The sequence below is a fragment of the Pseudonocardia sp. NPDC046786 genome, from assembly GCF_040645415.1.
GTDB classification, from domain to species: Bacteria; Actinomycetota; Actinomycetes; order Mycobacteriales; family Pseudonocardiaceae; genus Pseudonocardia; species Pseudonocardia kongjuensis.
The window spans coordinates 141,211-159,532 of record NZ_JBEYYF010000011.1; the positions used below are offsets into that span (position 1 = coordinate 141,211).

At 74.3% G+C, this 18,322-nt stretch carries 16 protein-coding genes and 1 riboswitch; of the genes, 8 read left to right on the plus strand and 8 right to left on the minus strand.

Annotated elements, in window-relative coordinates:
• Positions 1 to 88: 88 nt before the first annotated feature.
• Positions 89 to 2,395, minus strand: a complete 2,307-nt coding sequence (metE, locus tag ABZ881_RS16075) for a 5-methyltetrahydropteroyltriglutamate--homocysteine S-methyltransferase (protein WP_358485263.1) — start codon at positions 2,393 to 2,395, stop codon at positions 89 to 91.
• Between the two features lie 190 nt (positions 2,396 to 2,585).
• Positions 2,586 to 2,751, minus strand: a riboswitch (cobalamin riboswitch).
• A 259-nt stretch (positions 2,752 to 3,010) separates the two neighbouring features.
• On the opposite strand from metE, the gene mdo reads away from it, so the two are divergent.
• From mdo to ABZ881_RS16095, 4 genes are all read left to right on the plus strand, one after another.
• Positions 3,011 to 4,303, plus strand: a complete 1,293-nt coding sequence (mdo, locus tag ABZ881_RS16080) for an NDMA-dependent methanol dehydrogenase (RefSeq protein ID WP_344021024.1) — start codon at positions 3,011 to 3,013, stop codon at positions 4,301 to 4,303.
• 133 nt (positions 4,304 to 4,436) lie between these two features.
• Complete coding sequence (locus ABZ881_RS16085) at positions 4,437 to 5,696, plus strand: MoxR family ATPase (protein ID WP_358485264.1); 1,260 nt, start codon at positions 4,437 to 4,439, stop codon at positions 5,694 to 5,696.
• Between the two features lie 9 nt (positions 5,697 to 5,705).
• The gene (locus tag ABZ881_RS16090; RefSeq protein ID WP_344021028.1) at positions 5,706 to 7,247 is read left to right on the plus strand and encodes a VWA domain-containing protein; all 1,542 of its coding nucleotides are present in this window, start codon (positions 5,706 to 5,708) and stop codon (positions 7,245 to 7,247) included.
• A gap of 118 nt (positions 7,248 to 7,365) precedes the next feature.
• Positions 7,366 to 7,971, plus strand: coding sequence for a hypothetical protein (locus tag ABZ881_RS16095; protein ID WP_358485266.1), 606 nt, complete (start codon positions 7,366 to 7,368; stop codon positions 7,969 to 7,971).
• An 18-nt stretch (positions 7,972 to 7,989) separates the two neighbouring features.
• Here ABZ881_RS16095 and ABZ881_RS16100 read toward each other — a convergent pair whose 3' ends face one another.
• Genes ABZ881_RS16100 through ABZ881_RS16120 form a run of 5 tightly spaced genes read right to left on the minus strand, consistent with a single transcriptional unit; the run spans position 7,990 to position 12,233 of the window.
• A complete protein-coding gene (locus ABZ881_RS16100) occupies positions 7,990 to 8,811 on the minus strand; it encodes an ABC transporter permease (RefSeq protein ID WP_358485268.1) in 822 nt (273 codons plus the stop codon).
• Complete coding sequence (locus tag ABZ881_RS16105; protein ID WP_358485270.1) at positions 8,808 to 9,977, minus strand: ABC transporter substrate-binding protein; 1,170 nt, start codon at positions 9,975 to 9,977, stop codon at positions 8,808 to 8,810. Before ABZ881_RS16105 ends, ABZ881_RS16100 begins: the two co-directional genes overlap by 4 nt.
• Positions 9,974 to 10,693 carry an ABC transporter ATP-binding protein gene (locus ABZ881_RS16110; RefSeq protein WP_358485272.1) on the minus strand — a complete coding sequence of 240 codons (720 nt, stop codon included), beginning with the start codon at positions 10,691 to 10,693 and terminating at the stop codon, positions 9,974 to 9,976. The genes ABZ881_RS16105 and ABZ881_RS16110 overlap by 4 nt, the downstream gene beginning before the upstream one ends.
• Positions 10,669 to 11,697, minus strand: a complete 1,029-nt coding sequence (locus ABZ881_RS16115; RefSeq protein ID WP_358485274.1) for an acyl-CoA dehydrogenase family protein — start codon at positions 11,695 to 11,697, stop codon at positions 10,669 to 10,671. Before ABZ881_RS16115 ends, ABZ881_RS16110 begins: the two co-directional genes overlap by 25 nt.
• The gene (locus ABZ881_RS16120) at positions 11,694 to 12,233 is read right to left on the minus strand and encodes a DUF4242 domain-containing protein (protein ID WP_344021052.1); all 540 of its coding nucleotides are present in this window, start codon (positions 12,231 to 12,233) and stop codon (positions 11,694 to 11,696) included. Before ABZ881_RS16120 ends, ABZ881_RS16115 begins: the two co-directional genes overlap by 4 nt.
• A gap of 289 nt (positions 12,234 to 12,522) precedes the next feature.
• On the opposite strand from ABZ881_RS16120, the gene ABZ881_RS16125 reads away from it, so the two are divergent.
• On the plus strand, positions 12,523 to 13,179 hold the full coding sequence (locus ABZ881_RS16125) for a helix-turn-helix domain-containing protein (RefSeq protein ID WP_358485342.1): 657 nt from the start codon (positions 12,523 to 12,525) through the stop codon (positions 13,177 to 13,179).
• 117 nt (positions 13,180 to 13,296) lie between these two features.
• A complete protein-coding gene (gene mftM, locus ABZ881_RS16130; RefSeq protein ID WP_358485276.1) occupies positions 13,297 to 14,046 on the plus strand; it encodes a mycofactocin oligosaccharide methyltransferase MftM in 750 nt (249 codons plus the stop codon).
• Here mftM and ABZ881_RS16135 read toward each other — a convergent pair.
• Both ABZ881_RS16135 and ABZ881_RS16140 read right to left on the minus strand, forming a co-directional pair.
• A complete protein-coding gene (locus tag ABZ881_RS16135) occupies positions 13,967 to 15,139 on the minus strand; it encodes a DUF418 domain-containing protein (RefSeq protein ID WP_358485277.1) in 1,173 nt (390 codons plus the stop codon). The genes mftM and ABZ881_RS16135 overlap by 80 nt on opposite strands.
• Positions 15,105 to 15,728 (minus strand): hypothetical protein, encoded by a 624-nt coding sequence (locus ABZ881_RS16140; RefSeq protein ID WP_344021058.1) that lies wholly within the window; start codon positions 15,726 to 15,728, stop codon positions 15,105 to 15,107. The genes ABZ881_RS16135 and ABZ881_RS16140 overlap by 35 nt, the downstream gene beginning before the upstream one ends.
• Before the next feature lie 111 nt (positions 15,729 to 15,839).
• On the opposite strand from ABZ881_RS16140, the gene ABZ881_RS16145 reads away from it, so the two are divergent.
• Both ABZ881_RS16145 and ABZ881_RS16150 read left to right on the plus strand, forming a co-directional pair.
• A complete protein-coding gene (locus tag ABZ881_RS16145; protein ID WP_358485279.1) occupies positions 15,840 to 17,165 on the plus strand; it encodes a histidine kinase in 1,326 nt (441 codons plus the stop codon).
• Positions 17,162 to 17,800: a response regulator transcription factor gene (locus ABZ881_RS16150; RefSeq protein ID WP_344021063.1), complete on the plus strand. Its 639-nt coding sequence runs from the start codon at positions 17,162 to 17,164 to the stop codon at positions 17,798 to 17,800. Before ABZ881_RS16145 ends, ABZ881_RS16150 begins: the two co-directional genes overlap by 4 nt.
• Positions 17,801 to 18,322: the final 522 nt, after the last annotated feature.

Consider the following 18,322-nt stretch of genomic DNA (forward strand, 5'->3'; position numbering starts at 1 on the left):
CCTGTTCAATCAATAGAACGTGTGGAATGCCCCCGCGGCGCCCACCGTGACGGCCGGTCCGGTGGAGCGCCGCGGGAGCGCACCGGCGTCAGCCGGTGGTCTGCGCCCGGACCCGGCGGGCCGCCGCGACCAGGTTGGTGAGCGCAGCGACGGTCTCCGGCTCACCGCGGGTCTTCAGCCCGCAGTCCGGGTTCGCCCAGAGCCGCTCCGGGCCGATGTGCCGCAGCGCCGCGGTGAGCTGGCCGGCGAGCTCGTCGATGTCGGGCACCTCGGGCGAGTGCACGTCGTAGACGCCCGGGCCGAGGCCGCGCGGGATGCCCGGCCCCAGGTCGGCGAGCACCTCCATCCGGGACCGGGCCGCCTCGACGGTGGTGACGTCGGCGTCCAGCCCATCGATCGCCCCGACCACCTCGCCGAACTCGGAGTAGCACAGGTGGGTGTGGATCTGAGTGCCGTCCACCACCCCGCCGGTGGACATGCGGAACGCGTCCACCGCCCACTCCAGGTACCCGGGACGGTCCCGCTCGTGCAGCGGCAGCAGCTCGCGCAGCGCGGGCTCATCCACCTGGATGATCCGGATCCCGGCCGCCTCCAGGTCGACGACCTCGTCGCGCAGGGCCAGCCCGACCTGCCGGGCGGTGTCGCCGAGCGGCTGGTCGTCGCGGACGAACGACCAGGCCAGGATCGTCACCGGTCCGGTCAGCATGCCCTTGACCGGCTTCTCCGACAGCGACTGCGCGTAGGTCGCCCACTCGACGGTGATCGGCCGGCCGGCACGGCGTGACACATCGGAGTGCAGGATCGGCGGCCGCACGCACCGCGAGCCGTAGGACTGCACCCAGCCGAACTCGGTGGTGGCGAAGCCGTCCAGGTTCTCGGCGAAGTACTGGACCATGTCGTTGCGCTCGGGCTCGCCGTGCACCAGCACGTCCAGCCCGATCTGCTCCTGCAGCGCCACCACGCGGGCGATCTCCCCGCGCATCCGCCCGGTGTACTCGGCATCGTCGATCCGGCCGGCCCGGTGGGCCGCCCGGTCCTTGCGGATCTCGGTGGTCTGCGGGAACGAGCCGATCGTGGTGGTCGGGACGTCGGGCAGGCCCAGCGCCTCGCGCTGCACCTTCGCCCGCACGTCGGCCGCGCCGCGCCGGTAGTGGTCGGCACCCAGCTCGGCCAGCCGGGACCGGACCGTCGCGTCCCGCCGAGCGGCCGCCGCGACCCGCTCCCGGGTCTCCCGTGCGGCGTCGAACTCGGCCGCGACCGCGGCCCGGCCCCCGTGCAGCGCCCGGCCGAGCAGCACCACCTCGTCGACCTTCTGCCGGGCGAAGGCGAGCATGTCGACGACGTCGGCGGGCAGCGACGTCTCCACCGACAGGTCGTAGGGGACGTGCAGCAGCGAGCACGACGTCGAGATCTCCACCCGGCCCGCGACGCCGACCAGCCGCGAGGCCGTGACCAGCGCGGCGTCCAGGTCGGTCCGCCACACGTTCCGGCCGTCGACGACACCGGCCAGCACCAGCTTGCCGCCGATCCCCTCGACGCCGTCGATCCCGTCCAGGTCGGACGCGCCGGCGACCAGGTCCAGCGCCAGCCCCTCGACCGCGGTCGAGGCGAGCACCGGCAGCGCCGGGCCGAGCTCGCCGAAGTAGGACGCGACCAGGATCTTCGGCCGGCGCGGCGCGGCCGCGAGCCGGTCGTAGGCCCGGCGCAGCGCGGCGATCTCGTCCTCGGAGCGGTCCGCGGCGAACGCCGGCTCGTCCAGCTGCACCCACTCGGCACCGGCGTCGGCCAGCTCGGCGAGCAGGTCCCGGTAGACCTCGACCAGCGGGCCGAGCAGGTCCAGCGGCCGGAACCCCTCGGGCGCACCCTCGGCGGGCTTCGAGAGCAGCAGCAGGGTCACCGGGCCGACCAGCACCGGGCGGGTCACGACGCCGGAGCGCAGCGCCTCCCGGAACTCCTCGAGCGCCGTGCGCGAGCCGGGCGCGAGCCGGGTCTCCGGGCCGATCTCGGGCACCAGGTAGTGGTAGTTCGTGTCGAACCACTTGGTCATCTCGCAGGCCGGCGCGCCGGTGCGGCCGCGGGCCATCGCGAACATCCGCTGCAGCGGGTCGGTGATGCCGGCGAAGCGCTCCGGGACGGCGCCGACGGCGAGCGCGGTGTCCAGGACGTGGTCGTAGAACGAGAACGTGTTGCCGGGGACCTGGTCCAGTCCCGCGTCCCGCAGCGTGGTCCAGGTGTCGCGGCGCAGACCGGCCGCCACCTCGTGCAGCGCGGAGACGTCGGACCGGCCGGCCCAGAACGCCTCGGTCGCGCGCTTCAGCTCCCGGTGCGGCCCGATCCTGGGGTACCCCAGCACGGTGCTGCCGGTGGTGGACACGGATGACACAGGTTTCGCCATGGTCACAGCCCTCTCTCCTCGCGAGCGCGGTGGAGGACCCGTCACCGCCGGAGAGGGGCACGACGGCACGGTCCGGGCGGGCCCGCACCGGACGCGCGATGGCGCCGGCGGGCACGGTGGTCACCCGGTCGTCCGCTGGGCCCTCCCTCGAGGCCACGGATCCGCGCACGCCGGTCGGCGCGCGCACCGGCGGCAGGTATTCGGACTCGTGGGCGCCGTGCTCGTGCCTACCGGCCGTCGCTTCCCGGGTCGGTTCCCAGTGCTGATGACGACTGTCGTTCCCACTCACCGCTGCGGGGCAGTCCCGGATTCACACCGGGTTCCCTGTTGTCCCGTGCCGGCCCCCGCGGGGACCGGCACGAACCGTCGGCGGACCGACCATAACCCACCGGACGCGATCGGCGGACTGTTGCCTTCTCCTCACTGTTGCCATACTCTGGCAACACGTTCGCCCTCCCCGCTCGGGGTCGAGGGCGACCTATCCCTGCACCCCTCCGTTCAGACGGGTTTCCTGCCTGGTCTGCCGAGGAGTAATCGCGATCACCTCTGTGCCCGGGGCCACAACCGGTCCTAGCGTGCGGCTCGACCCATCCGCCTGCCGCAGAAAGGGCTGACATGCAGGTAGACGAGCTGCTCAAGCCGTTCCCCATCAAGGAGTTCCACCCGTTCCCCAGGGCGCTGCTGGGTCCCGGCTCGCACGAGCTCATCGGCCCGGAGGCCCTCAAGCTGGGCTTCAAGAAGACCCTGGTCATGACGTCCGGCCTGCGCGGCACCGACATCGTCCACAAGATCGTCGAGTCGATGAAGTACCACGGCCTCGAGGTCGTCGTGTACGACCAGGTCGAGTCGAACCCCAAGGACTACAACGTCATGGACGCTGTGGGCCTCTACCAGCAGAACAAGTGCGACTCGTTCGTCTCCATCGGCGGCGGCTCCTCGCACGACGCCTGCAAGGGCGCGCGCGTCTCGGTCGCCCACGACGGCCGCAACGTCAACGAGTTCGAGGGCTTCAACAAGTCCGAGAACCCGGCGAACCCGCCGCACATCGCGGTCTCGACGACGGCCGGCACCGGCTCCGAGACCTCCTGGGCGTACGTGATCACCGACACCACGACGGACCCGGACAACCCGCACAAGTACGTCGCGTTCGACGACGCCTCGGTCACCACCCTGGCGATCGACGACCCGGTGCTCTATTACGACTGCCCGATCGACTACACCGCGCAGTGCGGCTTCGACGTGCTCGCGCACGCCTCCGAGCCCTACGTGTCCCGGCTGAACTTCCAGCCGTCGCTGGGCAACGCGCTGCACGCCATCAAGCTGACCTCGCAGAGCCTGCGCCAGGCCGTGTGGAACGGCCAGGACCTGGCCGGCCGCGAGGGCATGATGTACGCGCAGTACATCGCCGCGCAGGCGTTCAACTCCGGTGGCCTGGGGATCATCCACTCGATCTCGCACGCGGTGTCGGCCTTCTACGACACCCACCACGGCCTGAACAACGCCATCGCGCTGCCGCGGGTGTGGGCGTTCAACATGCCGGTCGCCTACGAGCGGTTCGCCGACATCGCCGAGGCGATGGGCATCGACACCAGCGGCATGACCAAGCCGCAGGCCGCCGACGCCGCGCTCGCCGCGTCCATCCGGCTGCTGCGCGACGTGGGCATCCCGGAGAAGTTCGCCGATGTCAAGCAGGACACCTACTCGAAGAACCGGCTCGGGGTCGGCCCGACCAAGTTCTACGAGAACGCGCCGACCATCATCGGCGACGCGGCGGACGTCGACCGGATCACCAACCACGTCCTGGGTGACGCCTGCACCCCGGGCAACCCGAAGGAGTGCACCTTCGAGACCGTCCGCCCGGTCGTCGAGCACTCCATCAACGGCGACCTGGACGACCTGCTCACCTGATCGTCCGATCAGCCCGACCCGTTCGCGCCTGCGGGCCCACTCCGTGCGAGGTCATACTCGCCACGGGTGGGCCCGTCGGCTGCGCGGCCCGCCGCACCCACCTCCGGTGCGGCCTGTGAAGGAGATTCCCAGCGTGACTCCCGTTCCCGGCTCCACGAGCGCTGAGAGCCCCGTCCCGAACACGGCGCCGTTCGAGTCCGTCGACGAGGTCGTGGAGACCCTGCGCGAGCAGGGCTACATCGCCGACACCCGGCTCGCGACCACGGTCTTCCTGCTCACCCGGCTGGACAAGCCGCTGCTGCTGGAGGGGCCCGCCGGCGTCGGCAAGACCGAGCTGGCGAAGATGCTCGCGCTGGCCACCGGGCGCCGGCTGCTGCGGCTGCAGTGCTACGAGGGCCAGGACGAGACCAAGGCCCTCTACGAGTGGGACTACGGCAAGCAGCTCATGTACACCCAGATCCTGCGCGAGAAGATCGGGCAGGTCGTCGAGGACGCGCCGGACCTGGCGTCGGCCGTCGACCGGATCGGTTCGCAGGAGAGCGTCTTCTTCTCCGAGCGGTTCCTGGCGCCGCGCCCGCTGCTCGAGGCCATCCGGTCCGAGCAGCCGTGCGTGCTGCTGATCGACGAGGTCGACCGGGCCGACGAGGCGCTCGAGGCGGTGCTGCTGGAGACCCTGGGCGAGTACCAGATCTCGGTGCCCGAGGTCGGGACGTTCCTCGCGAAGCACCGCCCCTACGTGCTGCTGACCTCGAACAACACCCGGGACCTCGCGGCCGCGCTGAAGCGCCGCTGCCTGCACCTGTTCCTCGACTACCCCTCGGCCCAGCGCGAGCTGGAGATCGTGCGGTCGAAGAAGACCGGGCTCGCCGATCAGCTGGCGGAGGAACTCGTGGGCGTGGTCCGCGGGCTGCGCGAGCTGGAGCTGCGCAAGGCGCCGTCGATCTCGGAGACGATCGACTGGGCGCGCACGCTGGCCGTGCTGGGCGTCGAGGAGCTGAACTCGCAGGTCCTGTCGGACACCGTCTCGGTCGTCGTGAAGTACGACAAGGACGTCCGCAAGGCGCTCGACGCGATCCCGAACCTGGTCGACCCGAACGCCGTCGTCACCGAGCCGGGCCACGGCCACGGCCACGGGCACGGCCACGGGCACGACGGGGACCACTCGCACGACGCGGACCACGCGCCCGACGCCGGCCCCGGCCGCCGTCCCGGCGACGGGCCGGACGACGGCGACGTCGACGGGCGGGCCCGCCGCGCCGCCAAGGACCAGCCCGGCCGGCACGCCGACGGTTACGGCAACAAGGCCGCGGCCGGGCGGTCCGCGCCGCCGCTGCGTTCCGTCACCCCCGGCCAGGGGGCCCGCTCGTTCGGCGCCCGCAAGCGCCCGATCTGAGGCCGCGACGTGGAGGCGAGCATCCACCGCTTCGTCCGGCTGCTGCGGATCCGGGCGGTCCGCATCTCGGTCTCGGAGGCGCTCGACGCGATGGCCTGCGCCGCCCAGCCCGGGGTGCTGGCCGACCGGTCCGTGCTGAAGGAGGCGCTGCGCGTCGCGCTGGTGAAGGACCGGCGCGACGAGGCCACCTACGACGAGGTCTTCGACCTGTTCTTCGCCCTGGTCAAGGTCGGCGAGTCGGACACCGGCCACGGCCACGGGCACGGCCACGGCGACATGAGCGACGACACGCCGCTGGAGAACTTCACGCTGTCCGAGGAACCGTCGGAGACCCCGCAGGAGGGCCACGACCACGGCACCCCCGCCGACATCCGGGACTTCTTCGATCCCGAGGACCTGGCCGAGCAGTACAACCTGCACCAGGAGGCCAACAAGATCGACATGGCGTCGATGACCGACGAGATCGTGCTGTCCAAGGAGCAGGCCGGTGACGTCGCCGACGGGCAGCGGGTGCAGATCGAGACCGACCGGTTCTCCGGCGGCGGCCTGCCCGGTGACATCTCGCAGGCCCAGGGCACCAAGGTCGACGCCGATCTCTCGGTCGCCCAGCAGGACGCGCTGCTCGGCTGGCTGACCTCGGAGGAGGACCGGCTCGCCGAGGAGGCGCAGGGCACCGAGGACGACGCCGCCGCGCTGCGCCGCCGGCTGGCCGGGGTGCTGGAGAACCTGCCCGAGCTGCTCAAGGCGCACCTGGAGAAGCTGCTGGAGATCGAGCAGCGGATCGTCGAGGGACACGACGACGCCGAACGCGTCGCCGAGGTCGACCGGGCGTCGGAGACCGAGCGGATGCAGCTGGAGGACTCGCTGCGCCGGCTCGCCAAGTCGCTGCACGGCGCGCTGACCCACCGGCGCCGGGTGTCGCCGCGCGGCCGGATCGACTCGGCCCGGACGATGCGCCGCAACATGCGCTACGACGGGGTGCCGTTCGCCCCGGTCACCGTCGCCCGGCAGGAGGACAAGCCGCGGCTGGTGGTGCTCGCCGACGTGTCGCTGTCGGTCCGGGCCACCGCCCGGTTCACCCTGCACCTGGTGCACGGCCTGCAGGACCTGTTCGGTCAGGTGCGCTCGTTCGCGTTCGTGGCCGATCTGGTCGAGGTGACCGACCTGTTCGCCGACCATCCGGTGGAGCACGCCCTCGGGCTGATCTTCGGCGGGGACCAGCTCGACGTCGACGCCAACTCGAACTACGGCCTGGCGTTCGGCCAGTTCCTGGAGGACCACGGCTCGGCCGTCACCCGGCGGACCACCGTGCTGGTGCTCGGCGACGGGCGGGGCAACGGCAACGACCCGAACACCGAGGCGTTCGTCGAGATCACCCGCCGCGCCCGGGAGACGATCTGGCTGACCCCCGAGCCGCGCTACTCATGGGGGCTGGGCCGCTGCGACCTGCCCGCCTACGCCGAGTTCTGCGACCGGGTCCGGGTGGTCCGGGACCTGTCCGGCCTGGAGACGACGACGAACGAGATGGCGGGCGAGCTGATCGGTCGCTGACCCGGGGCCGCACCGGGTGCGCACCGGGTGCGCTCTAGGCCGTTCGACCGATTCATCATCACGTTCCGTTCCCGCGGAGGTACAGTCGGTCGTCCCCCCTGTGAAGGAGCGTCCGGCGATGGGTGACGGTGGGCTGGTGGTCCGCCTGCTCGCGCGCATGTGTACCGCGATGTGGGGATACATGCCGGGCGTGATCCCGGCGATGGTGACGACCATGGGCAACGGGCCGGCGCTGCGCTGGTTCGCGCTGAACTTCCCGCGCTTCCTGGTCACGCTGCGGGTGCTCGGGCCGGTCCGGACCCATCTCGCCGGGCTCACCATCTCGCTGGCGAACGGCTGCGTCTACTGCGCCTACGGCCGGGCGCACGCCCTGGAGCTGATCTGGCTGCGCGACCGCGGGAAGCTGTTCCCGCTGGACGCCCGCACCCTGGAGAGCTGGAACGGCCTGACCCGGCACGAGATCGCCGTCCGGCTGCGCGTGGTGCTGGAGCAGGCCGGGCTGCACGCCGAGGTGATGTGGGTCGACCGCACGCTGGCCCTGGTCGAGGGCCTCCCGCCGATCGACGCGACCGAGCGCCGCATCGCGCACCTGTGCCGGATGGTCGGCACCATGAACGTGATCGCGGTCGCCGCGGGCACCGTCCCGGACGGCGCGCACGACCCGGTCAACAAGGACCTCGCGCTGAAGGCCCGGCTGGTCGCGGCGCACGACGCCGCGGCCTGAGCCGGGCCGGGCCGGCGCTCAGCCGGTGGCGGGCGCCCCCAGCAGCCGCCGGGCGGCCGCGTCGAGGGCGTAGCCGAGCGCCCCGATCACCAGGATCACCGCCATCACCTTGTCGTAGGCGAGCTGGTCGCGGGAGTTGAGGATCTCGTAGCCCAGCCCGGAGGTGACGCCGAGCATCTCCGCCGGCACCAGCACCACCCAGCCGATCCCCAGCGCGAGCCGCACCCCGGTGAGCAGGTGCGGCCGGACGGTCGGCAGCACCACGGTCACCAGCGTCTCCCGGCGGCTCGCGCCGAGCGAGCGGGCGACCAGGGTCAGCTTCGGGTCGACCGCCCGCACGCCGGCGACGACGTTGAGCACGATCGGCCAGACCGCCGCCGCGGCGACCAGGAAGACCACCGGCCGGTGCCCGATCCCGAACACCCCGATCGCGACCGGCGCCCAGGCCAGCGGGGAGACCATCCGCAGGAACTGGAACACCGGGCGGGTGCCCTGTTCCAGCAGCGCCGACGAGCCCACCGCCAGCCCGATCGCGACGCCCAGCACCCCGGCCACCAGCAGGCCGAGAAGCAGCCGCCACAGGCTGGTCGCGATGTCCTCCCACAGCACCCCGTCGGCGGCGAGCGCGCCGATCGCGGGCACCGCGTGCTGCGGTGCGAACGCCCGCAGCATGCTGTCCGGTGCGGCCAGCGGCGTGGTCACCAGCCACCACAGCACGACGGCGACGGCGGTCCCGGTCAGGGGCGCGACCAGCCGCGCGGCGCGGCCGGAGGTGCCGGGCCGGTCCGGGCGGGCCGGGGCCGGTCGGGGCGGGACCGGTCGGGGCGGGGCGGTGCTCATGCCGGGATCAGCTCCTCGGTGCGGGTGAGGGATGCGGGGAGGCCGAACGCGGCCGGGCCGCCGTGCCGTTCGATGCTGCGGCGGACGAACCGGTCGTCGGTCAGGTCGGCGTGCACCGCGGCCGGGTCCAGGCCGTCGAGGAACGAGGTGTCGCCGTCGACGACGGTCTCGCGCATCGACTCGACCAGCGCGCCGGTGTAGCCGGGGAACGGGAACGGCTCGAACCCGATCCGCTCGCCGTGCCAGTCCGGGTGCACCGGGGAGCGCGGCGGCTGGTCCAGCGCTCGGGTGATCGCCGGGAGCGGCTGGGGCAGGTAGCGGCCGGTCGACAGCACCGACGCCGCGTCGGCGCGGGCGCCGTCGATCCACCGCTGGGCACCGGTGACCGCGTCGGTGACGCCCTGCACGGCGCCGGGATCGGCGTCGACCAGATCCTGCCGGACGACGACCACGCAGCACGCGTGCCGGCGCCAGGAGTCCCCGACGAAGTGCGCGATCCGGCCGACCTCGCGGATCTCGGCGGCGGCGTTGAACGGATCGGCCACGATGTATCCGGCGACCCGGCCGGTGTCCAGTGCCGGGAGCATGTCGGCCGGGCTGAGCACCACCAGCCCGACCGTGCCGTCCCGGGCCGACGGCTGCTCACGCACCACCGGGCGCAGGCCGGCGCCGCGCAGCATCCGCTGCAGCATCACGTTGTGGATCGACCACCAGAACGGGATCGCGACCTGCTGCCCCGCCAGGTCCGACAGGTCGCGGACCTGCGGGGCGACGGTCAGCGCGGAGCCGTTGGTGTGGCTCCAGGCGATCATCTGCAACCGGGCGCCGAGCGCGTAGCGCAGCTGCACCGCGAACGGCATCAGCAGGTGCACGACGTCGACCTCGTCGGCCAGGAACGCCTGCGCGAGGGACTCCCAGCCGCGGAACAGCACCGGGCGCTGGACGTCCAGCCCGGCCTCGGCGAACCGGCCCTGGGCGTGCGCCACCAGCAGCGGCGAGGCGTCGGTGATCGGGAGGTACCCGATCCGCAGCCCGGCGCCGGAGCGTGCGGTGCTGCGGCCCGCGGTGGCGAGATCGGCGATCCCGGCCACCCCGCCGCCGATCGCGGCGGCGGCGCCGAACCCGGCGGCAGCGCGCAGCAGGGTGCGCCTGCTGGGTCCGCTCACCGGGCACCCACCACCTGGGAGCGGTACCCGGCCAGCACCTCGTCGCGCAGCGGGTGCCCGCCGGGCGCGTCGGACGCCGCCGGGGTCCACCGGCCGCCGATGCCGCCCTCGCCGTCCAGCGCGGCGACCCGGGTGCCCAGGTAGAGCGCCTCGTCGACGTCGTGGGTGACCAGCACCAGGGTCAGGCCCTCCTCCTCGGCGGCGCCGCGCAGCCAGGTCTGCAGCTCGGCCCGGGTCGCCGGGTCCAGCGCGCCGAACGGCTCGTCGAGCAGCAGCACGTCCGGCCGGACCGCCATCCCGCGGGCGATCGCCACCCGCTGGGCCTGCCCGCCGGACAGTGCGGCGGGCCGGGCGTCGGCGTGCCCGGCCATCCCGAACCGGTCCAGCAGGGCGTCGGCGTACGCGTCGTCGAACCGGTCCCGGTTGGCCCGGTAGCGGCCGCCGAGGCGGACGTTCTCACCGACGGTCAGCCACGGCAGCAGCAGCGGCTCCTGGAACACGGTCGCGGTGACCGGGTCGCCGGGCCGGTGCAGGGTGCCGCCGTCGAGCGGTTCCAGGCCGGCGAGTACCCGCAGCAGGGTGGACTTCCCGCTGCCGGTGGGGCCGAGCACGATCTGCCGGCCACCCTGTTCGATCTCCAGGTCGACGCCGTCGAGCACGGTCCGCGGGCCGTAGCGGCGCACGGCGCCGCTCAGAGCGAGCGCGACAGTTCCCATCTCAGGTGTCCTTCCGTGGGGGCCTGGACCGGGAGGAACGCGCCCTCGCGCAGCCGGCGTGCGACGTCGCTGCCCGCGACGTAGCCGGCCCCGCCGCGGACCGCGGACTCGACCCGGGTGGCGTCGGTGGCGGTGGTCGCGGCGTCCAGCCGCAGCCGCAGCAGCTGCGCCGGGGTCGCCGCCGCCGGATCGGCGGCCAGCGTGTGCAGCCGGTCGTGCACGTCGGCCGCCCGCTCGGCGACGGCCCGGGCGTCCGGGGCCAGCGGCTCGGACGTCCCGGTGGCGCCGGCGACCGCCGCGTTCGCCGACCGGTCCGCCAATCCGCTGCAGAACGCGCTCTGGACCAGTAGGAACGTCGGCCGGATGGCGCCGACGAAGGCCCGCATGTCACGGGACAGGACGGCCTCCGGCGGCACCCGGACGCCCTCCAGGCGGACCGAGGTGGAGCCGGTCCCGTTCAGCGCGAGCAGGGTCGGCCGGGGCGCCCGGACGACGCCCTCGTCGGAGGTGCAGATCCGGACGACCGCCCGCCCGTCGCCGTCGGCACCCAGCCGGACCGGGAGCACGACGACGGCGTCGTCGAACAGGTTGGACGCCCACCGGATCGGCCCGTCGAGCACCAGCCCGCCGTCCGGCGCCGGTGTCGCGACCACCGGGACCGGCTCCAGCCCGGCCAGGTCGCGCAGCGCCGGCGCCATCGCGGTCGCGCCGATCCGGTCGACCCGGCGGACCGCGTCGGTGAGCTCCGGATCGGGCCGGTCGGCGCGGGACAGGTACTCGACGGTCATCCGCTGCGCCCAGGTGGCGAACGCCGAGCTCATGCAGTCCCGGGCGATCGTCTCGACCAGGTGCACCGCGTGCGCCGCACCGGAACCGGGCGGCGCGATCAGGTCCCGCTCACCGAGCCTGCGCAACCCGGTGCGGACGTCGTCCTCGCCGCGGTCGACCGGCCCGGCCGCATCGGCGAACCAGGTGCCGAGCAGCTCGGTGGCGGGTGCGGTCACCGGTCGCCGCCGGCGAGGGTGTGCAGCCGGTCGATCGGGGTGTCGACGGCCTTGCGGCCGCGGACCACGTCCTCCTCGCCGCCCTCGGCGTCGTAGAAGCACAGGCACTTGGTCATGTCCTCGCGCACGTAGGTGCGCAGGAAGCTGACCTCGGGAACGTCGGCGTAGAGCGGCGCCTTCGCCTTCTTGCGGGCCAGGTAGGTGTCCATGTCGAGGCCGTCCGGGAAGTCCCACTCGACCAGGTAGCCGGCGGCCGGCTTGGTCTTCTTGAGCTCGTCGAGATCGGCGCCGACCAGGCGGACCTCGTCCGGCCCGGCGACCTCGGCGACCCCGGGCAGCGCGTCGAACCGGCCGGCCAGGCCGTCGGCCGAGCCGGCCTCGACGACCGAGAACACCCGGTCGTGACCGCCGGTGACCTGCGACTCGATCAGGGTCGCGCCGGCCGCGGCGGACGCGCGGTCGACCTCGCCGAGCAGCGCGGTCACCGCGTCGCGCTCGGCGGTGGCGGGGACGAACTCGAACAGGTACAGCGACATGGTGCGACCTCCGGGGTCGGGATGCACGGCGCGCGTGGCCGCCCGCAGGCGGGGACGCGGAGCACGTGGGGAATGACGAGACAGCGCGCGCAGGGCGCGCGGCAGACCGGTCGTCAGGCCTGCGGCGAGGAGCCGGGACACGCCGCGGCGACGACCCGGAGCAGGTCGACGTGGCGGCGCTGCACCAGCCGGAACGTCCTCACGCCTTGGACGGTAACAGACAGATCGGTCTATCTGTCCAGTGCGGAGTTATGCTCGTCTCGTGCCGTCCGTGCCGCCAGCGCCGTCAGTGCCCTCGTCCGGGCCCTCGTCCGGGCCCTCGTCTGGGCCCTCGTCCGGGCCCTCGGCGGACTCCCCGTCCAGGCGGTCGCCGGCCGCGCCCGCCACCGGGCCGGCCGAGCGCCTGCTCGACGCGGCGGCCCGGCTGTTCGACCGGGAGGGCATCCGCGCCGTCGGCATCGACCGCGTGATCGCCACCGCCGGGGTGGCCCGGGCCAGCCTCTACACACACTTCGGGTCGAAGGACGCGCTGGTCATCGCCTACCTGGAGCGTGCGGACCGGGAGGACCTGCAGCGCCTGCGGCGCGCGGTGCGCGGGCTCGGCGACGACCCGCTCGGCCGGATCCGGGCGGCCTTCGACCTGGCCTCGTCGGCCGCCCGCCGGCGCGGCTACCGCGGCTGCCGCTACCTCAACGCCGCGACCGAGTTCCCGGAGCCCGGCTCGCCGGTGGCCGCCGTCGTCGCCGAGCACCGGACCCGGCAGCGCACCGCCTTCCGGGACGCGCTGGTGCAGCTCGGCCACCCGGACCCGGACGAGACCGCCGCCCGGATCCAGCTCGTCTACGACGGCGGGCTGGCCGGGTCGAAGGCCGAGCGCAGCGCGGAGCCGATCACCCGGGCCGCCGCGCTGGCCGAGGCCCTCGCCGCGGCGACGGCCGGCCGGTGAGCCGGCCGGTCCACCCGCACCCGGCCGTCCGGAGGGGGAGGACCCGGAGGGTCGGAGATGGTGCGCCGCGCACCCGACGACCTAGCGTGAGGGTGACCGCCCAGCCCAGGAGCACCGATGATCGACACCGACCGGCTCAGCAACGACCTCGCCGGCTGGCTGGACCGCACCCTCGTCCAGCCGGGTCTGCTCCCCGCCGAGCGGTTCGAGGAGGCGTTCGTCGCCTGCGTCGCGAGCGCGGCGAAGGACCCGGAGTTCCCCGACGACGCCTGGCTCGCCTTCTACCGCAACACCCTCGACGCGCTGACCGGTGAGCCCGAGCCCGGCGGCACGAACGCCGAGACCGCCCCGGTGCACGCTCACGCCCGCGAGCTCGTCGCCGGCACCGACGTCCTGGAGCTGGGCTGCTGCTTCGGGTTCCTGTCCCTGCAGCTGGCCCGCGACGGTCACCGCGTCACCGCCACCGACCTCACCGGCGGCACCGTCGACCTGCTCGCCCGGATGGCGCCGCAGCTGGGCGCGGACGTCGAGACGCACGTCGCCGACGCGCGCGCCGTCGCGCTCCCGGACCGCTGCGCCGACACCGTCTTCGCGGTGCACCTCATCGAGCACCTGCCCGCGGCCGAGGGCGACGAGGTGGTCGCTGAGATGCTGCGGCTGGCCCGGCGGCGGATCGTGGTCGCCGTCCCGTTCGAGGACGAGCCGAACCCGGCCTGGGGGCACGTGCGGACCTTCGACGTCGCGACCCTGCAGCAGCTCGGCGAGCGCACCGGGCACCCGTTCGAGGTCACCGAGCATCACGGCGGCTGGCTGGTCGTCGACCTGCACGGCGCCGGAGATCCCGCGGCGCCGCCGCCAGGTGGGTGAACGCCTCCAGCGGGCCGCGGTCGTGGGACCGCAGCCGGCGCGCGGCGGCCACCGCCGACACCGTCATCACCCCCGCCCACACCGCGACCACGACGACCGTCCGGACCTGCGGTGAGATCCCGGCGAGCGCACCGGCCAGCCCGAACCCCCAGTCGTGGAACAGCACCGCGGCCAGCACGTTCTGACCGACGTAGCAGGTCATCGCCGTCCGGCCGATCGCCGTCAGGCCACGCCGCACCGGACCGGCCGGACCGCGCAGCCGGCTCAGCACCTCCGGCACCAGCCCGAGCAGCCCGGCCGCCACCAGCGGCGCGACCAGGTACCGCTCGACGGCGAACCAGGCCGGTCCGCCGAGCGACGTCAGCACGTTCAGCAGCACCCCGGCCACCCCGACGAGCAGCAGCGTCCGCCGGAGCCGGGCCCCGCCGTCGTCGAACAGGCCCGCGCGCAGCAGGGCCGAACCGGCCAGGAACAGCACCACCGCCGACGGCACGATCAGCACCAGCTCGATCCGGAACAGCAGCGGCTGGGTGAGCCGCAGCCACACCTGCCCGGTCCAGGTCGACGGGTACGGCGGGAACGCCGGATCGCCGGCCCCGGTGAGCATGCCGAGGGTGAGCACCCCGACGACGAGCAGCACGAACGCCCCGGCGAGCCCGGCGGCGGCCAGCCGCACCGTCCGCGAGCGTCCGATGAGCCAGGCCACCGGCACCGACGCGATCGCGTAGCCCATCAGCACGTCGAACTCGAACACCAGCAGGTAGTGCAGCAACCCCTCGGCGAACAGGATCCCGGCCCGGGCGAGATAGCGGCCCGGCCACCGCAGCCCGCGGCGCACCGCGGAGCGGTACTGCAGCTCCATCCCGATCCCGAACAGCAGGGTGAGCAGCGCCAGGAACTTCCCGTTGCTGACCGCGAGCAGCACCCCGTCGAGCCACCAGCCGCCGGCGAACCCGGCGAGCACCGCGCCGGGGCCGCGCGGATCGGCGAACACCCACACGTTCGTCGCGAACGTCCCGGCGATCGCCAGCCCGCGCAGGACGTCCGGCGCCGCGAGCCTAGGACCGGACACGGTCACGCTCCCGGTCGTCACCGGGCAGCACGGTGGCCCACAGCGGGCCCGCGACGAACCAGATCGCGGCGACCACCGACAGCCGCCCCAGCCAGGCCCACATCGGGTCGGCCGGCCACTGCCCGGGCTCCGGGAACGGCTGCCCGCCGACCGCGGTGAGCAGGCACAGCACCCCGGCCGCGAGCAGCCAGGCCAGTACCACCCGCCCGAACCCGCGCCACTCGTGACGGACCCGGGCCGGGCCGCCGCGCGGGGGCCGCACCGGTCGCGGCCCGCCGGCGAACCGGTGCGCGAACCGGGCATCCGCCCAGCGGATCATCGGGTGTCCGAACGCGACGGTCGCGCCCAGGTACACCGCGGCCAGGCCGTGCACCCGGGACGGCTCCCCGCCGGACGCCACGTCGGCGACGGCGGCGACGACCAGCACCACGTCCATCAGCGGCACACCGACCAGCAGCGCGGCGCCGAGCGCCGGGCGGTGCAGCAGGTAGCGGGCGGCGAGCCCGGCCACCAGGAACACCCAGAACGCGATCTCGGCGGCGCCGATCAGCCACAGCAGCGGTTCGGCGAGCAGCAGCTCCACCACGGTCTCCCCCACGGATTCCCCCATGGCCGACGATCGTGTCCGCCGGCGCGGTCCCGGTCGTCCGGCGCCCGACCGATCCGGCACTACCACCTTCGACGGACGCCCGGACCGCCCGGGACATGCTGGGATGTCCGGATGCCCCGTGTCCGCGCCGATCTCGGTTCCGGTCGCTCCGCCGGCCCCTCCGCCGCCGGCCCCTCCGCCGACCCGTCCGCCGGTCACTCCACCGGGCCGTCGGCCGGTCGCTCCGCCTGGCCGTCGGCGGGTCTCGGGGGCCTCGGGGGCCTGCCGCTGCCGGTCCGGGACGCCGGCGTCGCGCTCGGCTGGTTCGCCTTCGGGCTGCTGCTCATGTGGGCGCTCCCGGAGATGCGGGTGCCGTGGTCGGGTGCGGGCCCGGGGGTGACCGTCCCGGCGGTCACCGTCCTCACCGCCGCCTGCCTCGGCTCGGTGCTGCGGCGGGCCGCCGCCCCGGCCGGACTGGTCGTCGGCACGCTGGCACTGGTCGCAGGGTTGGTCTGGGAAGGGCGCACCGACCTCGGCGTCCTGCTGGTGCTCACCGACCTGCTCTACTGCGCCGTCCGGCACCCACCGCGGCGGACCGCGCAGGTCGTCGCGGCCTGCGCCGGGACCGTGGTGGCCCTGCTCGCCGCCGCCGCACTGGTGCTCGGCGGCGGGCGGCTGGCGATCCTCAGCCTGTTCAACCTGGTCCTGATCGTCGGGGTGCCGACGGTGTGGGGGCTGGAGGTGCGCAGGCACGCCGACATCGCGGACGCCGAGCGGGCCCGCGCCGAGGAGGCGGCCAGGGCAGCGGCCCGGGAACGGGACGCGGCGGTCGCCGAGGAACGGGCCCGGATGGCGCGGGACCTGCACGACGTCGTCGCGGGACGGCTGTCCGCGATCGCGCTGCAGTCCGAGGCGGCGCTGCACTCGGGCGCCGATCCGGCGGTGATGCGCCGGGTGCTCGGCACCATCCGCGAGTCCGGCGTGGCCGCGCTCGGCGAGATGCGCACGATGATCGGGCTGCTGCGCACCGGCGGCCCGCACGACCCGCCCACCGCACCCGCCCGGCTGTCCGAGCTGGACCGGCTGCTCGACGAGGCCCGTGCCGCCGGGCTGGCCGTCCGCTACGACGACGAACGTCCCCCCGGCACCGAGGTCGGCGCACCGGTGGAGCTCACCGGCTTCCGGATCGTCCAGGAGTCGCTGACCAACGCCGCGAAGCACGCCCCCGGCGCGCCGGTCGCCGTCCGGCTGCGGACCGCCGGGGAGGCGCTCACCATCGAGGTCCGCAACGGGCCCGGCACCCGGCAAGCGACCGGCGGCCCGTCGCTGCACGGCGGCACCGGCCTGGCCGGGCTGGACGAGCGGGCCCGCGCCGTCGGCGGCACCCTGGACGCCGGACCGGACGGCGACGGCTGGCTGGTCCGGGCCTCGCTCCCGTTCGGCGGAGGTGCCCGGTGAGCATCCGCGTGGTGGTGGCCGACGACCAGGAGGCGGTCCGCACCGGGCTCGTGCTGATCCTGGGCTCGGCCCCGGACATCGAGGTCGTCGACGAGGCCGGGGACGGGATCGGCGCGGTGCGCGCGGCGGAGACGCACCGGCCCGACGTCGTCCTGATGGACATCCGGATGCCCGGGATCGACGGCATCGAGGCGACCCGCCGGATCCTCGCCCGGAGCCTGTCCCAGGTCCTGGTGCTCACCACGTTCGATCTCGACGATCTCGTCGACGGCGCGCTCGCCGCGGGCGCGGCCGGGTTCCTGCTGAAATCGGTCGACGCCGTCCGGCTGCTCGACGGGGTGCGCGCCGTCGCGCGCGGCGAGGGCGTGCTGGCGCCGGAGGTGACCCGGAGGGTGATCAGCCGCTACGCGGGCGCTCCCCGGCCGGGCCGGGTGCCCGGGCTGGACCGGCTCACCGCCCGGGAGACCGACGTGCTCGCGGGGCTCGGCCGGGGGCTGTCCAACGCCGAGCTCTCGGCGGAGCTGGTGATCTCGGAGGGGACGACGAAGACGCACGTCTCCCGGGTGCTGGCGAAGCTGGGATTGCGCTCACGCACCCAGGCCGCCATCGCCGCGCAGGAGGCGGGGCTGGTCTGAACCGGTGTGAACCACCCAGGCCACGCTCCACCGTGGTCCGCAGCTCGCCACCGCGGTCCGCCGCACACCACCGCGGTCCGCCGCACACCACCGCGGTCCGCCGCACACCACCGCGGTCCGCCGCACACCACCGCGGTCCGCCGCACGCCACCGTGGTCCGCCGCACGCCACCGTGGTCCGCCACGCTCCGCTCTGAGCCGGCGGAACGCGCCGGACCCGACCCGGCGGCCGTCCCCGGGTTCGCGCGGCACCGCCGGACGGACCCGAGCGGCGCGGCCGGGTTCGCGTTCCGCGGAACGCTCGGGTCCGCGCGCTGGGCCGGATCGCGGGCCGGCAGTCGCGTTCCGCGGAACGCGTTCGGTCGGGTTGCCCGCCGATGAGCACGTTCCGCGGAACGCAGTCGCACCCGGTGGAGAGAGCCCGAGAGAATCCTCCGCCTCACGCTCCTGCTCCTACCGGGGCGAGGGGGCGAGGGCAGGTCGCGTTCCGCGGAACGCGACCCGGCCCGGTCGTGGGCCCGGC

Excerpts from the sequence above, each read along its gene's own strand:
- ABZ881_RS16120 (WP_344021052.1), bottom strand. The coding sequence starts at position 12,233 with ATGTCGCTGTACCTGTTCGAGTTCGTCCCCGCCACCGCCGAGCGCGAC.
- metE (WP_358485263.1), bottom strand. The coding sequence starts at position 2,395 with ATGGCGAAACCTGTGTCATCCGTGTCCACCACCGGCAGCACCGTGCTG.
- ABZ881_RS16140 (WP_344021058.1), bottom strand. The coding sequence starts at position 15,728 with ATGGGGGAATCCGTGGGGGAGACCGTGGTGGAGCTGCTGCTCGCCGAA.
- ABZ881_RS16145 (WP_358485279.1), top strand. The coding sequence starts at position 15,840 with ATGCCCCGTGTCCGCGCCGATCTCGGTTCCGGTCGCTCCGCCGGCCCC.
- ABZ881_RS16095 (WP_358485266.1), top strand. The coding sequence starts at position 7,366 with ATGGGTGACGGTGGGCTGGTGGTCCGCCTGCTCGCGCGCATGTGTACC.
- mdo (WP_344021024.1), top strand. The coding sequence starts at position 3,011 with ATGCAGGTAGACGAGCTGCTCAAGCCGTTCCCCATCAAGGAGTTCCAC.
- mftM (WP_358485276.1), top strand. The coding sequence starts at position 13,297 with ATGATCGACACCGACCGGCTCAGCAACGACCTCGCCGGCTGGCTGGAC.
- ABZ881_RS16110 (WP_358485272.1), bottom strand. The coding sequence starts at position 10,693 with ATGGGAACTGTCGCGCTCGCTCTGAGCGGCGCCGTGCGCCGCTACGGC.
- ABZ881_RS16100 (WP_358485268.1), bottom strand. The coding sequence starts at position 8,811 with ATGAGCACCGCCCCGCCCCGACCGGTCCCGCCCCGACCGGCCCCGGCC.